This is a genomic window from Bradyrhizobium sp. AZCC 2289 (genome assembly GCF_036924615.1).
GTDB lineage: Bacteria > Pseudomonadota > Alphaproteobacteria > Rhizobiales > Xanthobacteraceae > Bradyrhizobium.
Map to the genome: position 1 here is coordinate 5,395,118 of NZ_JAZHRY010000001.1, position 13,220 is coordinate 5,408,337.

The following is a 13,220-nucleotide window of genomic DNA, read 5'->3' on the forward strand; positions in this document are numbered from 1 at the left end:
CGGCGGCTACGGTCGTCAGTGTGAGCTGGTTCTGATCAGGGCGATGTCGGGCACTGCAACGTTGGGGCTCAAGCCGCGCTTGTGCTGAGTTGCTTCACGCCGAAGCGCTTCTCGAACTCCACCATGTTGACGATGCCGCGGCGATGGGTGCCGTCGCCGATCTTGCGGTCACCGTCCCAGGCCTCGACCTCGAACACGACGCTCTTGCGGTCGATCTCGAGGACTCGAGCAACGGCACGGACCGTGCGGCCGACCGGCGTTGCGGCGAGATGGCGGACTTTCACGTCCATGCCGACGCTTACAAAGCCGTCTGGAAGATGGCGAGCAATCGCGGAACCTGACGCCATTTCCATATGCAGGATCATGATAGGCGTGGCGTAGACCCGCGGCATATCAGCCACGAAATGAGCGACCGTCATCACCGATGTGACGGTCACGGTCATCTCGGCGGCCATACCGACCCTGACGTTACTGAGCGCAAGCATATGTTCCTCGTCCGCGATTCGTGTGGACTGACGGCCTTTCCGGCACCAGAAGTGACTGCGGTGCCGGAGATCCTGTTTTGCCGTTGCGATTTATGATTTAGGCATCACGCCCGGGGCGTTCTCCGGCCATTTCGCGATCGTCGCTTCGTCGACATTCAGATGCTGGGCAACCAGCGCCGGCGGCGTATGCGTCAGCCAGTTCGACAGGGAAACCTCTTCATAACGCGAGGCCCTGAAGACCGCGACAAAGACCATGTCCGTGTCGCCGACATTCTCGACGTAATGCCCCAGGTTCTTCTTGACGTAGCCGATGTCTCCGGGATTGAAATCCATCGTCATCGCATTCGGTCCGGTATTGAACACGGTCATGCGTGCTTTGCCCTTGATATAATACTGCCATTCGTCGGCGTTCGGATGCCAGTGCATCTCGCGGACGCCACCCGGACGAACCGTCACCAGCGCGGCGGCAATCCTCGTCGAGACCATGAAGTTGTTGCTGTCGGCAATCCGCACGTCGCCGGCCTCGGATTGCTTCGTCGGAGCTGACGATCCAAGCCTGAAGATGAAGGGATGGGGCGGAACGCCCCCGGTCTTGCTGACGGCGGCGCGGTCCGATGTCAGATCGCCGGGCAGCGTTCCCTGGAAGATCCAGAGGTTTTGCAGCGGAATGTTGGCGAACGTCTTGGCCGGAACGCCAAAATTCTTGGCAAGCACCTCGGGAGGGGTATGGGCGAACCAGTCGGTCACCAATAGCGTATTGAACTCGCTGGCGTCGCCGTCGTCAAAGCAGATCACAAATTCGCAGCCGTCCGGGCCGAGCCCCTGCAACGAATGCGGCTGGCCTGCGGGGAAATACCACAGATCGCCCTCATTGACGTCCGCGACGTATGGCCGGCCCACGGCGTCGAGAACCGTCACGCGGCAACTGCCGTATGTCATGATCGCCCACTCCGCCGCCTGGTGCCAGTGCAACTCCCTGATACCGCCGGCCGTCAACCGCATGTTGACTCCCGTGATCGTGTCGGAAATCGCAAAATCCTTCTGCGTCACCTCGCGCGCCCAGCCGCCGTTCTGGACCCGCTTTGGCGCATTGTTGAAAGAGGCCCAGTCCATCGGCATGCCGCCGACGTCGGTTGCCGGCGGAAATTGCGCCGAGGGAAACTGGTTGCCGATGGCCTCGCTTTGCGGGCCAGGATCCCTGAGAGTGCCTGGAGCTTTGGCGTTGACAGCGCCTTGCGGCGGCTGGTCCGGGTTACCAAAGGAGGCAGCGCGTGCTGCGCTCGCGGTCATCACAGCACCCGCAGCGGATACCGCCAACACATCCCGTCTCGAAAACATAGTTGTCGCTCCTCTAAAAATTAAACTGCGCGTACATCAAAGATAGTTTCACGATTATCGTGAGCCATTAAATTAGCGTTCAGAATGTCTTGCGGATCGAGCCGACATGAATATGCCGAGCGTCAATTCCGGGGCCGGGTGCTGTTGGTGTTCAGGTCCGACGCGGACGTCCGGGTCGGTACACGGATTTCGACGACGCCGTGGTTGAGAGCCTGATGACATGAATTGCATGCGTCGGTCAGATCAGCATAGGCTTGGGTAAACGCGGTGGCGTCTTTCGATTGGATCGCGCTCCTCAATTCCTTGAACGGCTGCTCCGTCACAGAGGCGATCATGTCCGGAAAGGAGAGGTCGTGTTCGACCGGATGGGCGTGCCCGAGGCGATCGAACGCGCCATGCAGATTTCCAAGCTCGTAGGCTGCAAACTCCCAGTTTCCATCCTGCTCGGCCCGCCAGAGCCGCTCGTGCCGCGGTTGAATCGTCGCGATCATGAGGTCACTGACACTCGGGAGATAATCGTTAGCGTGAGGCGAAGGCGGCGTCGCCTCAGGTCCCGCAGCCAGGCCGCGCGAGGTCGCAAGACCGATCGCGACGGCCGCAGCAATAGCGATCGTGGCAACCACAATCGGGTGGCGCTGACCGCTTGCTGCTTCTTTCCCGGTCATGCACGCACCGGCAGGCCGGAAAGCAGCTTGTCGAGCGTGATTGGATAATTCCGAATCCGGACGCCGCACGCGTTGTAGACCGCGTTGCCGATCGAGGCGCCGGCGCCGCAGATTCCAAGTTCACCGATCCCCTTGCTCTTTAGCGGATTGGACTTGTCGTCCAGTTCGGAAAGAAACATGGCGTCGATGGCCGGAATATCGGCGTGCACCGGTACCAGGTATTCGGCGAGATCCCGATTGACGAAATAGCCGAAGCGGGGATCGAGCGTCATGCCTTCGTGCAGCGCGGCACCGACGCCGAATACCATTCCGCCGATCGCCTGAGACCGCGCCGTCTTGGCGTTTAGCACACGGCCGGCGGTGAATACGCCGAGCATGCGCCGCACTCGTACCTCGCCGGTATCTTCATCGACGCCGACTTCAGCGAAATGAGCGCCGTAGGATTGTTGCGAGAACTCCTGCGCGGTGCGTCCGGGCCTGATTTCCCCATCGGCTTCGATACCACCGCCCGCGATGAGCTTCGTCAGCGGGATGGATTGCTCCTCGAATTCGATGCAGCCGTTGGCAAAGCGAGCGGTCCTGGCGTCCATGCCGGCCAATTGCGCGAGCTTTTCACGCAACACCTGGCAAGCCTCGAACAAAGCCGAGCCCGAGCTGCCTGAGCCGAACGAGCCTCCCGAGCCTGCAGCTTCCGGAAAGTTGGTATCGCCGAGTTCGACCCGGATACGTTCCATTGGCAGTCCGAGCATGTCGGCGGTGATCTGCGCCAGGATGGTATAAGTCCCGGTGCCGATGTCGGTCATCGCCATCCGCACGGTGGCGAGACCATCGGAATCCAGTCGGACCTTGGCCTTGGAAAGCCGAAGCGGGTTGCCGCGGGTCGCCGCGGCCATGCCCATTCCCACCAGCCAGCGCCCGTCGCGGATCTGGCCCGGCTTTGGATTACGCTTGTCCCACCCAAAGCGGCGGGCACCTTCCTGCATGCAGGCAATCAAATGACGGCTCGAAAAAGGGATGTGTTGTTCCGGGTCTTCGCCCGGCTCGTTTCGAATGCGTAATTCGATCGGATCGAGATTGAGCTTTTCGGCGAGTTCGTCCATCGCACATTCGAGTGCCATCAGCCCGACAGATTCGCCCGGGGCACGCATCGAGGACGCGACCGGAATATCCAGCGGCACGAGACGATGTCGTGTCAGCCGATTGGGACCGGCATAGAGCGTACGGGTCTGCAGGGCCGCGCCCTCATAGGTTTGCTCGCTGGGTAAATTGCCGGAGAATACATCGTGGCCGATCGCTAGAATGCGGCCATCGCGATCGGTGCCCAGGCGCAGCCGCTGGATCGTGTCGGAGCGGTGGGTCGTGACGTGAAAGATCTGCTGGCGCGTCAGCGCGACTTTCACCGGCCGCTTGAGTTCCCGCGCGGCGATCGCCGCCAGGACAGCATCGGCATTGACCCAGAGTTTGCCGCCGAAACCGCCGCCGATGAACGGGCTGATCAGGCGTATGTTCTCGACGGGAATTTTCAGGGTTGTCGCGATGACCTGCTGACCCTGATTGAGCATCTGGTTGGCGGTATGCAGGATCAATTTGTCGCCGTCCCACATCGCCAGAGTGGCATGCGGTTCCATCATCGCATGGCTTTGCAATGGGGTGGCATAGGTCACATCGAGCTGCACCGGGGCGCTGGCGAGCGCGCCCGCGAAATCGCCTACCGCGCTGTCGGCGGGCTGACTATCGCTGGGCCGCGGAACGCGTGCCGCACCGAGGTTGGCGCGGAGCGCATATTTTCCGACCGCCCGATCATATTTGATGTCCACGAGATAAGCGGCCGCTCTGGCCTCCTCGAAACTCTCGGCGATCACGAAGGCAACCGGCTGGCCGTAGCGCGTCACCTGCGGCCCCGTGAGCACCGGATGCGCTTCACGGTGATTGCCGGTGCCCTGCGCAGGCGCGTTGCGATGGGTGAGGACCAGCGCGACGCCCGGAGCCTTCTCCGCGGCGCGTGTGTCGATTGATCGGATCGTTCCTTTCCCGATCGAAGCTTCGACCACAAAGCCATAGAGCACGTTGTCCTGTTGCATCTCATAGGCATAACGCGCCCCGCCGGTGACCTTCATTCGGCCGTCGACGCGGTCGAGCGGCTTGCCGACCAGGCCCTGTGCATCGAGTGCATTGCTGCCGACGGGTGAATTCATTTCCATGCGCTCGTCTCCCTCAGGCCCGAGTCAACTCCGTCAGCACGCTGCGCAGCGTGCGCCGCGTCAGCGGCAGCTTGAAATCATTGCCGCCGAATGCGCTTGCACCTTCGAGAACCGCATCTGCCACCGCATTGAAGGTGGTTGTGTTCGCAGAGGCATTGACTAGGGTTTGCTCCGCCGGCGGCGATCGCCAGGGTTTTGGCGCCAGTCCGCCGAATGCGAGACGGGCCGAGCGAATTCGGCCATGCATGCTATCGACGACCGCGGCGACTGAAACCAGCGCAAATGCGTAGGAGGCGCGATCGCGGACCTTGCGGTAGACCTGAATGCCGGGAGGCGGCGGAGGCAGCGTCACCGACGTAATGATTTCGCCTGGCTTCAGTGACGTCTCGATGTCCGGAGTTTTGTCGGGCAGGCGATGAAGTGCCCCGATCGGAATGACCCTGGTGTGGCCCTCGCCATTGACTGTCTCCACCTTGGCATCGAGCGCCCGCATCGCCACCGCCATATCCGAGGGATGCGTCGCAATGCAGTGCTCGCTGGTGCCCAGGATCGCATGAATGCGATTGAACCCGGCAAGCGCCGCACAGCCGGAGCCGGGATTACGCTTGTTGCATGGCTTGGTGACGTCATAGAAATAGTAGCAGCGGGTTCGCTGCAGCAGATTGCCGCCGGTCGTGGCCTTGTTGCGCAACTGCGCGCTTGCGCCAGCCAGCAGGGCGCGGCTCAAGACACCATAACGTTGCCGCACGCGCCAGTCAGCGGCGAGATCGCTGTTCCGAACCAACGTTCCGATGCGCAGGCCGCCATCGGGCGTGTCTTCGATCTTGTCGAGCGGCAGGCGGTTGATGTCGATCAACGTTGAGGGGGTCTCGACCTGCAATTTCATCAGGTCGAGCAGATTGGTGCCGCCGGCAATGATTTTGGCGCCGGGCTTGATGGCAGCAGTGGCCGCCTGCGTGACGGAATCGGCGCGTTGATAGGTGAAAGCCTTCATGTCGGCATTCCCGCGGCTTGTTTGATGGCCGCCACGATGTTGGGATAGGCCGCGCAGCGGCAGATGTTGCCGCTCATCCGCTCTCGAATTTCCGCATCGTTGAGTTCGGCGGGCGGGTGCGTCAGGTCCTCCGTTACATAGCTCGGCATGCCCAACCGGCTTTCGGCCAGCATTCCGACCGCGGAGCATATCTGCCCGGAAGTGCAGTAGCCGCACTGAAAGCCGTCATGTTCGACGAACGCCGCCTGCAGCGGATGCAGATCATCACCCCGTGCAAGCCCCTCGATCGTGGTGATGGAGTGGCCATCGTGCATCGCCGCAAGCGTCAGGCAGGAGTTGATGCGGCGTCCATCGATCAGTACCGTGCAGGCGCCGCATTGGCCGTGATCGCAACCCTTCTTCGAACCGGTCAGCGCGAGGTGTTCGCGCAACGCGTCCAGCAATGTCGTGCGGGGATCCAGCGTCAGCGAATGAGGCTGGCCGTTGATCTGAAGTTCGACCTTCACGGGAGGCGGGAGCGGTTCGTTGTCATCGGCCTCGCCCGCCGCTAAAGCGGCACGTGGTAGCGTGGTCAGGAGCAGCGCAGTGGCTCCGGTCTCGATCACCGTGCGGCGGGTAACTTCAAATGCATTTGGCTCCGCATTAGGTTCGTGCTCGTCCATGATTGCTCCATGTTGACGAAGTCCGTGAAGGCTGCCTGCAGGAAGGCATCAGGCTTACGGCCGGATGTCGTCCTGCCGCTTGCAGGGACACCGCGGCTTACGGCCAGGTATCGTCCGGAAGATTGACCACGATCGGCGTCGCGGTGCTGCGCACGACTACCCATCGAAACGGCTGCTGTTTCGAAGGATTGATTTCCATGTGCGGCAGGAAGGCGGGGACATGAATGAAATCGCCGGCCTTTGCGCGCGCGACCGATTCGCCTCGTTCGCCCCAGCGGATTTCGCAGATGCCGGAGAGGACGTAAGCAATCGTATCCTGTTCCCCGTGATGATGAATTCCCGTCCGCGATCCCGGCGCTACCTCGAACAAACCGCCCCAGATGGCCGACTTGATGCCGAGCGCCGGTGCGATGGCGGCGCGACGCTCGGAGCCCGGCGTCTGCGCCGTTCCCCGATCGAATTCAGCCGGGCTGACGATGTGGATAGCGGCAGAGGTAGTCATGGCGTCCCGGATCAATTTGAACCTTCAACCAGGAAGTTAAGCAGCAGCCGATGAGAGAGCCACTAAATTGGAGTTTAGTGATCCGCGACGAATTGGGCCGGAATCCTCCGGGAAGGAACTCGCAGCTTCCTTCCCCACCAAGTCATGATGATCGCTCAAACTGATGCAGGTCGCGCGATCACCGAGAGCGCGGAGCAGCGTGCGTCAAGGAATGTTCATTCGGCCGGCGCCGCCTCTGCGATGCCGGGAGATGCCTGCTTCCGCTTGTGTCCGAACAGCCAGGTCTGTAGACGGTCGAGGTAGATATAGACGACCGGCGTCGTGTAGAGGGTGAGGACCTGCGACAGTGCGAGACCGCCGACGATGGCGTAGCCGAGCGGCTGTCGAATTTCCGAACCGACTCCTGTGCCAACCATCATCGGCACGCCACCGAGCAGCGCTGCCATCGTCGTCATCAGGATCGGTCGGAAGCGCATAATGCAGGCCTGGTAGATCGATTCCTCCGCCGTCAAGCCTTCGCTCTGTTCAACCTGCTGGGCGAAGTCGACCAGCATGATGCCGTTCTTCTTGACGATGCCGATAAGCAGTATCAGACCGACGATCGCAATCACGCTCAGATCGACATGAACCGCCATCAGCAGCAGCAGCGCGCCGATGCCGGCCGAGGGCAGGGTGGAGATGATGGTGACCGGGTGGATCAGGCTCTCGTACAGCACGCCGAGAATGATGTAGATGACGAAGAGCGAGGCGAGAATAAGGATCGGTGTGCTCTTCAGCGACGCTCCGAATGCCTGGGCGTTGCCCTGGAAGCTGGTCTGCAGCGAGAGCGGCGGGTGCAAATCCTTTTGAACGGCCTGAATGGCGCTTACGGCCTGGCCGATCGCGGTGCCCGGCGCGAGATTGAAAGAGATCGTAACCGACGGGAACTGGCCTGTGTGGTTGATCAGGAGCGGCGCGACCTTCACCACCGTATCGACCAGCGTGGATAACGGCACCTGCTGCCCGCTCGACGATTTGACATAGATGCCGTTGAGCGCTTCTGGCCCATACTGAAACTTGGGATTGACCTCCAGGATAACATGGTACTGCTGCAGGGTCGTATAAATGGTCGAGACGATGCGCTGGCCGAAGGCATCGCCAAGCGTGTTGTCGATCGTGTAGGGCAAGATGCCGTAGCTCGAGGCGACATCGCGCTTGATCGCGATGTCGAGCATCGGCCCGGCATTGAGTTGATCGGTGGTTACGTCGGTGATGCCGTGAACCGCCTTGATCTTGTCGAGGAATAGCGCCGACCAATGGTTGAGCTCGCCGGGATCGGCGTCGTTCAGGGTGTACTGGAATTGCGTCTTGTTTAGCCGCGCGCCGATGGTGATGTCCTGTGCGGCTTGCATATAAAGCGTTATGCCCTGAATCTTGGCGAGGTTGGTTCGCAGGCGGGCGATCACCTTTTCGATCGGGTCACGCTGATTTGCGGGCTTGAGCTGAATATAGGCGCGGCCGTCGTTGAGCGTGTAGACACCGCCCCCGGCACCCACGGCCGCTCCGACGGTGTCGACGGCCGGATCCCGCATGATGGCATCCTGGAGAGCCTGCTGGCGTTCCAGCATGGCCTGGTAGGATATATCCTGCGCCGCCTCGGACTGCGCGATGATCAATCCGGTGTCTTGCTGGGGAAAGAATCCCTTGGGAATGATCACGTAGAGATATCCGGTCAGCGCGACCGTACCGAACATCACCATCAGCGTGATGAACTTATGCCGTAGCACGATCTTGAGGCCTGCCTCATAGACGTGGAGGAGACCATCGAAGCCTCGCTCGGACATCCGGTAGAGCCATCCGTGCTCCTTGCGCTCCGGCTTGAGCAGATATGCGCACATCATCGGCGTGAGCGTCCGCGAGATTATCAGCGAGAGAACGAGGGCCACACTCACCGTCATCGCGAACTCGCGAAACAGCAATCCGACATAGCCGCTCATCAGGAATAGCGGAATGAACACGGCGATGAGCGAGAACGTGATCGCCATGACGGTGAAGCCGATCTCGCCAGACCCCTTCATCGCCGCATCGTACGGCGAGAGGCCCTCCTCTATGTGTCGTGTGATGTTCTCGATCTCGACGACGGCGTCGTCGACCACGAAGCCGACCGCGATCGACAAGGCCATCAGGGAAAGATTGTCGAGACTGTAGCCCATCTCGTAGAGCACCGCGAAGGTGCCGACCAGCGACAGCGGCACGGTGACGGCCGGGATAATGGTTGCCCAGAAGCTGCGCAGGAATATGAAGATAACCATGATGACGAGAGCAACCGTCAGCAGCAATGTGAACTGCACGTCGGCGACCGATGCGCGGATGGTCTGGGTGCGGTCGGAAATGACGTCTACCTTGACGGCGGCCGGGATCGAGGCCTGGAGTACGGGCATCATCTCCTTGACCCGCTTTACGGTTTCGATGACGTTGGCACCGGGCTGGCGCTGGATCGCCAGAATGATGGCCCGCTTCTTGTTGAACCAGGCGGAGATCAGCTCGTTCTCTCCCGCGCTGACGGCTCGGCCGATATCCTTGATTCGCACCGGCGACCCGTTGCGGTAGGCAATGATCAGGTCGGCGTATTTGTCGGGCTGGAACAGCTGATCGTTGGTGTTGATCGTGTAGGTCTGGCGCGGGCTGTTGAACGTGCCTTTCGGAAGGTCGACATTGGCCTGTCCGAGCACCGTGCGCACGTCTTCGAGGTTGATGCCGCGAGCCGCCAGCGCCTCTGGATCGACCTGTACACGGACGGTCGGCTGCTCCTCGCCTCCTACGCCCACGAGGCCGACGCCGGAGATCTGGGAGATCTTTTGCAGCAGAATATTTTGCGCATAGGCGTCGACGACGGTTAGCGGCAGGCTGTCCGAGGTGACGCCGAGCACCAGAATCGGCGTTTCAGCCGGATTGACCTTACGGATCAGCGGCGGGTACGGCAGGTTCTTCGGCAGATAGGCGTTCGCCGCGTTGATCGCCGACAACGTGTCTGCGACCGCCCCGTCGATGGGGCGATTCAAATCGAACTGCAGCGTGATCTGGGCATAGCCGAGTGCGCTCGACGACGTCATCTGGGTGAGGCCGGGGATCTCACCGAACTGCAGCTCGAGCGGCGATGCCACCGTGGATGCCATGGTCTGCGGGTCGGCGCCCGGCAACTGCGCCGTGACCGTCAGCGTCGGATAGTTGACGTTCGGAAGCGACGCGACCGGCAACAACGGATAGGCGATCAGACCGGCCACCAACAACCCCACCATCAGCAGAGCGGTCGCGATCGGCCGTTCGATGAACGGTGCCGATATGTTCATGGTATGGGTGCCTGCATTGCGTCTTGTGCAGCTTGTTCTTCTGCCGCCTTGCCGTGGAGCAGCGTTACCTGAACGCCCGGCTGCAGCTTGTATTGCCCATCAACCACGACCTGCTCGTTGGCCTTGAGGCCGGAATCGATCAGCGCCTGGCCGCCACTGATCTGTGCGACCTTGACCGGCCGGCTCTCGACCGTGCTGTTGGGATCAACGACGTAGACATAGGCTCCATTCGGGCCCTGTTGCACGGCCGACGCTGCGACGGTCAGGCCATTATGCCTTGTATCGACGAGCAGCCGCGCGTTGACGAGTTGGCCCGGCCAGAGCCGGTTCGACTTGTTGGGAAAATTCGCCTTGAGCTGGATCGAGCCCGTTGTCTGCAGGATCTCGTTGTTGACGAGGCCGAGTTCGCCTTGATCGAGCAGGATCGTATCATCCTGGCTGTAGGCGAGCACCGGGAGCGGCGTCTTGGTTTTCTGCTGTTGCTGCTCGATTTGCGGCAGGCTGGTCTCCGGCAGCGTAAATATCAGCGAAATCGGATGCAGCTGCGTGACGACGACGAGGCCGTTCGTATTCGACGGGCTGATAATGTTTCCGACGTCGATCTGGCGAATGCCGACCACGCCATCGATCGGCGACGTCAGCCGCGTGTAGCTGAGCTGCACCTTCGCGGCGTCAATCAATGCCTGGTCGGCTTTGATAGCCGCGTTCAATTCCCCCACTTGCGCCTGTTGGGTCTCGAGCAATTGTGGAGTGGCCCAGCCCTTGTCTCCCAATGTGGTGTAGCGTTTCAGGTTGGCCTGGGCATTGATGAGCTGGGCCTGATCACGTTCCAGGTTACCGGTGTATTGATCGATCAAGGCCTGATAGGGACGCGGATCGATCTGCGCGAGCAGGTCGCCGGCATGCACGGTTTGGCCTTCGGTGAAGTTGATGCTGATGATTTGTCCCTGGATCTGGGCGCGCACGACGTCGGTGTTATACGCAATTACCGTGCCGACGCCGCTAAGATAGATCGGCACGTCATGCTGGGCGACCACCCCGGCGACAATCGGAACGGCGGGTGGCGGAGCCGGCGCGGCAACGGCCTTCTCCAGGGGCACGATGTGCTTGAAGTACAGAAGGCCCCCGGCGGCAAGCGCCGCCGTCACTAGGGCAACAGGGATAAAGAATTTCTTTTTCATGGCCACTCTCGCTCACAGATGAAAAAATGTTTCACGGGATGGTGCTTGTTGTTGTTGTGGATGAAGCGGTGGGCATCGTTGGCGCCGCTGGCGCCGAAGCCACGCTACCCATTAGCGGCGATACGCCTGTCGTCGGTACCGCCGCTGCGGAACTGACTCCAAGATTGCCAATTTCGTAAGACCCCAACGGAACGCCGGTTCGCGCGCCGCTGCTCGTCGGGGTCGGCGAGGTTGAAGTCGGCGTCGACGATGCGGCAAGGCTGCTTGAGCCCGAGCCGCACATCCCCGTCAATCCGGATGTTTCCAGCATTCCGGAGGATGTCGATATCCCTGACGTCGCCGAGATTGTCGACGACGTCGATACACCCGACGTCGCCGTGGGGCCCGACGTGGCCGTGCCAGGCGTCGTAGTTCCGGTCGCCACGGCCATTCCGCCGCCGTCGTAGGTGGTGGGGGATCCGAAAGTTCCCATTGGCGAAGTCGCAACCGTCGAACATGCCGCGCCGCTGGTTACACTCGGAATGGTAATTGTGCCCGTTAAGCCGTTGGGCACCTGACTGACGGAGGGTGATGCGCCCACCGCCAAGCCGTTCGGGCCGACTAGCGCGCCGGGAGCCATTCCAAGCGAAGAGGTGACGCCGAGCGGAGGCATGACCGTGCCGACCTGGGCAAAAGCCGTGGTGCAGCACAACGGCAAGGCCGTCGCGACGATCAGCAAGGACCTCATGGAAGTGTCTCCGGCATGAGCGCGAGGAATCCGCGGCGAGCGCACGCAGCGCAGCCCGTGATGCAGCGGAAGCGATGAGTTTCCATTTTCATTGTCGCTGACAGATGATAAATTGCCTCAGCGTCCGCGCGCTGATCGACGTGCCGGGTACCCCGGCGGTCCCGGCGCCGGCGAAACTCCCGACCCCGCTCGCGCCGGGCGCCGCGCACGCCGGATTGCTTGCGGTCGTCGCGGGTGAAGTCGTCGGTGAGACAGTGGGCATCGTTGGTACCACCGAACTCGGCCCCACGGTGCCCACGATGGGCAATACGCTTGGCACCGGTACCGGCGGTGTGGAACCGACGCCAAGATTGCCAATCTCGAAAGATCCCAACGGAATTCCGGTTCGAGCGCCGCCGCCTGGCACGGTTGGCGACGTTGAGGTTGGCATGGACGATGAAGCAATGCTGCTTGAGCCGGAGCCGCACATTCCCGACGTTCCCGACGTGTCCAGCGTTCCTGACGATATCGGCATTTCCAACGTCTCCGAGGTTGCCGACGAGGTTGATGTTCCCGAATTTGCGGTGGTGCCCGAATTTGCGGCGGTGGCAGGCGCCGCACTTCCGGATGCCGTTCCGCCGCCGTCGTAGGTCGCAGTCGATCCGTACATTCCCGATGACGATGTTCCCACGGTCGAACATGTCGTGCCGTTGCTTGTGATTGCGCCGCTGGTTGGTATTGCAATTGTACCCGTCACGCCGCCTGTCGGAGCCGGACTGACTCCGGGTGATGTCACTTCGGTGGCGCCCAGCGGGATTCCGGTCGTGCCGACCAATCCATTGGAGCCCATACCGAGCGGAGAGGTGACACCCAGCGAAGGCACAGCCGTGAGCGGATCGAGCGGATCTTCGACCTGGGCGAATGCAGGGTCGGCGCACAACAGGCACCAAGCTGTTAAGAGCGGAAGAAGCGCAGCAATCGCCGACAATTTCATTGGCACTATCCTTTGGAAGCCCGCGTCGCTGCAGCGGGAGCGACCACCCGGAGCGAGTTCTTGTGACATCGGTCAATCCTGGCCCGTTTGGTGTCAGCGTTGGCACGTCGAGGAATGGCAGATCTGCTTGTTATGCTATGCCCGGTTTTAAACGGCTTCGGAC

The 13,220-nt window shown here is 61.4% G+C and carries 11 protein-coding genes; 1 reads left to right on the forward strand and 10 read right to left on the reverse strand.

Annotated features, from left to right (window positions below; all coding sequences use genetic code 11):
- Positions 1-68: 68 nt before the first annotated feature.
- From V1289_RS25525 to V1289_RS25570, 10 genes are all read right to left on the reverse strand, one after another.
- Positions 69-485 (reverse strand): thioesterase family protein, encoded by a 417-nt coding sequence (locus V1289_RS25525; RefSeq protein WP_334399836.1) that lies wholly within the window; start codon positions 483-485, stop codon positions 69-71.
- Between the two features lie 90 nt (positions 486-575).
- Positions 576-1,823, reverse strand: coding sequence for an oxalate decarboxylase family bicupin (locus V1289_RS25530; protein ID WP_334399839.1), 1,248 nt, complete (start codon positions 1,821-1,823; stop codon positions 576-578).
- 122 nt (positions 1,824-1,945) lie between these two features.
- Positions 1,946-2,488, reverse strand: coding sequence for a cytochrome family protein (locus V1289_RS25535; RefSeq protein ID WP_334399841.1), 543 nt, complete (start codon positions 2,486-2,488; stop codon positions 1,946-1,948).
- The gene (locus tag V1289_RS25540) at positions 2,485-4,689 is read right to left on the reverse strand and encodes a xanthine dehydrogenase family protein molybdopterin-binding subunit (RefSeq protein WP_334399842.1); all 2,205 of its coding nucleotides are present in this window, start codon (positions 4,687-4,689) and stop codon (positions 2,485-2,487) included. The genes V1289_RS25535 and V1289_RS25540 overlap by 4 nt, the downstream gene beginning before the upstream one ends.
- Before the next feature lie 13 nt (positions 4,690-4,702).
- Positions 4,703-5,683 carry an FAD binding domain-containing protein gene (locus V1289_RS25545; protein WP_334399844.1) on the reverse strand — a complete coding sequence of 327 codons (981 nt, stop codon included), beginning with the start codon at positions 5,681-5,683 and terminating at the stop codon, positions 4,703-4,705.
- Positions 5,680-6,345, reverse strand: coding sequence for a 2Fe-2S iron-sulfur cluster-binding protein (locus tag V1289_RS25550; protein ID WP_334399846.1), 666 nt, complete (start codon positions 6,343-6,345; stop codon positions 5,680-5,682). The genes V1289_RS25545 and V1289_RS25550 overlap by 4 nt, the downstream gene beginning before the upstream one ends.
- Before the next feature lie 97 nt (positions 6,346-6,442).
- Complete coding sequence (locus V1289_RS25555; protein ID WP_334399847.1) at positions 6,443-6,847, reverse strand: cupin domain-containing protein; 405 nt, start codon at positions 6,845-6,847, stop codon at positions 6,443-6,445.
- Between the two features lie 215 nt (positions 6,848-7,062).
- Positions 7,063-10,176, reverse strand: coding sequence for an efflux RND transporter permease subunit (locus V1289_RS25560; RefSeq protein WP_334399849.1), 3,114 nt, complete (start codon positions 10,174-10,176; stop codon positions 7,063-7,065).
- On the reverse strand, positions 10,173-11,357 hold the full coding sequence (locus V1289_RS25565) for an efflux RND transporter periplasmic adaptor subunit (RefSeq protein WP_334399851.1): 1,185 nt from the start codon (positions 11,355-11,357) through the stop codon (positions 10,173-10,175). Before V1289_RS25565 ends, V1289_RS25560 begins: the two co-directional genes overlap by 4 nt.
- 104 nt (positions 11,358-11,461) lie before the next feature.
- Complete coding sequence (locus V1289_RS25570; protein WP_334399852.1) at positions 11,462-11,854, reverse strand: hypothetical protein; 393 nt, start codon at positions 11,852-11,854, stop codon at positions 11,462-11,464.
- A 334-nt stretch (positions 11,855-12,188) separates the two neighbouring features.
- On the opposite strand from V1289_RS25570, the gene V1289_RS25575 reads away from it, so the two are divergent.
- On the forward strand, positions 12,189-12,713 hold the full coding sequence (locus V1289_RS25575; RefSeq protein ID WP_334399854.1) for a hypothetical protein: 525 nt from the start codon (positions 12,189-12,191) through the stop codon (positions 12,711-12,713).
- The last annotated feature ends 507 nt before the right edge of the window (positions 12,714-13,220 follow it).

Bases quoted from the DNA above. Each gene is read 5' to 3' on its own strand.
- V1289_RS25525 (WP_334399836.1), bottom strand. From the start codon at position 485: ATGCTTGCGCTCAGTAACGTCAGGGTCGGTATGGCCGCCGAGATGACC.
- V1289_RS25530 (WP_334399839.1), bottom strand. From the start codon at position 1,823: ATGTTTTCGAGACGGGATGTGTTGGCGGTATCCGCTGCGGGTGCTGTG.
- V1289_RS25535 (WP_334399841.1), bottom strand. From the start codon at position 2,488: ATGACCGGGAAAGAAGCAGCAAGCGGTCAGCGCCACCCGATTGTGGTT.
- V1289_RS25540 (WP_334399842.1), bottom strand. From the start codon at position 4,689: ATGGAAATGAATTCACCCGTCGGCAGCAATGCACTCGATGCACAGGGC.
- V1289_RS25545 (WP_334399844.1), bottom strand. From the start codon at position 5,683: ATGAAGGCTTTCACCTATCAACGCGCCGATTCCGTCACGCAGGCGGCC.
- V1289_RS25550 (WP_334399846.1), bottom strand. From the start codon at position 6,345: ATGGACGAGCACGAACCTAATGCGGAGCCAAATGCATTTGAAGTTACC.
- V1289_RS25555 (WP_334399847.1), bottom strand. From the start codon at position 6,847: ATGACTACCTCTGCCGCTATCCACATCGTCAGCCCGGCTGAATTCGAT.
- V1289_RS25560 (WP_334399849.1), bottom strand. From the start codon at position 10,176: ATGAACATATCGGCACCGTTCATCGAACGGCCGATCGCGACCGCTCTG.
- V1289_RS25565 (WP_334399851.1), bottom strand. From the start codon at position 11,357: ATGAAAAAGAAATTCTTTATCCCTGTTGCCCTAGTGACGGCGGCGCTT.
- V1289_RS25570 (WP_334399852.1), bottom strand. From the start codon at position 11,854: ATGTTCGACGGTTGCGACTTCGCCAATGGGAACTTTCGGATCCCCCAC.
- V1289_RS25575 (WP_334399854.1), top strand. From the start codon at position 12,189: ATGATAAATTGCCTCAGCGTCCGCGCGCTGATCGACGTGCCGGGTACC.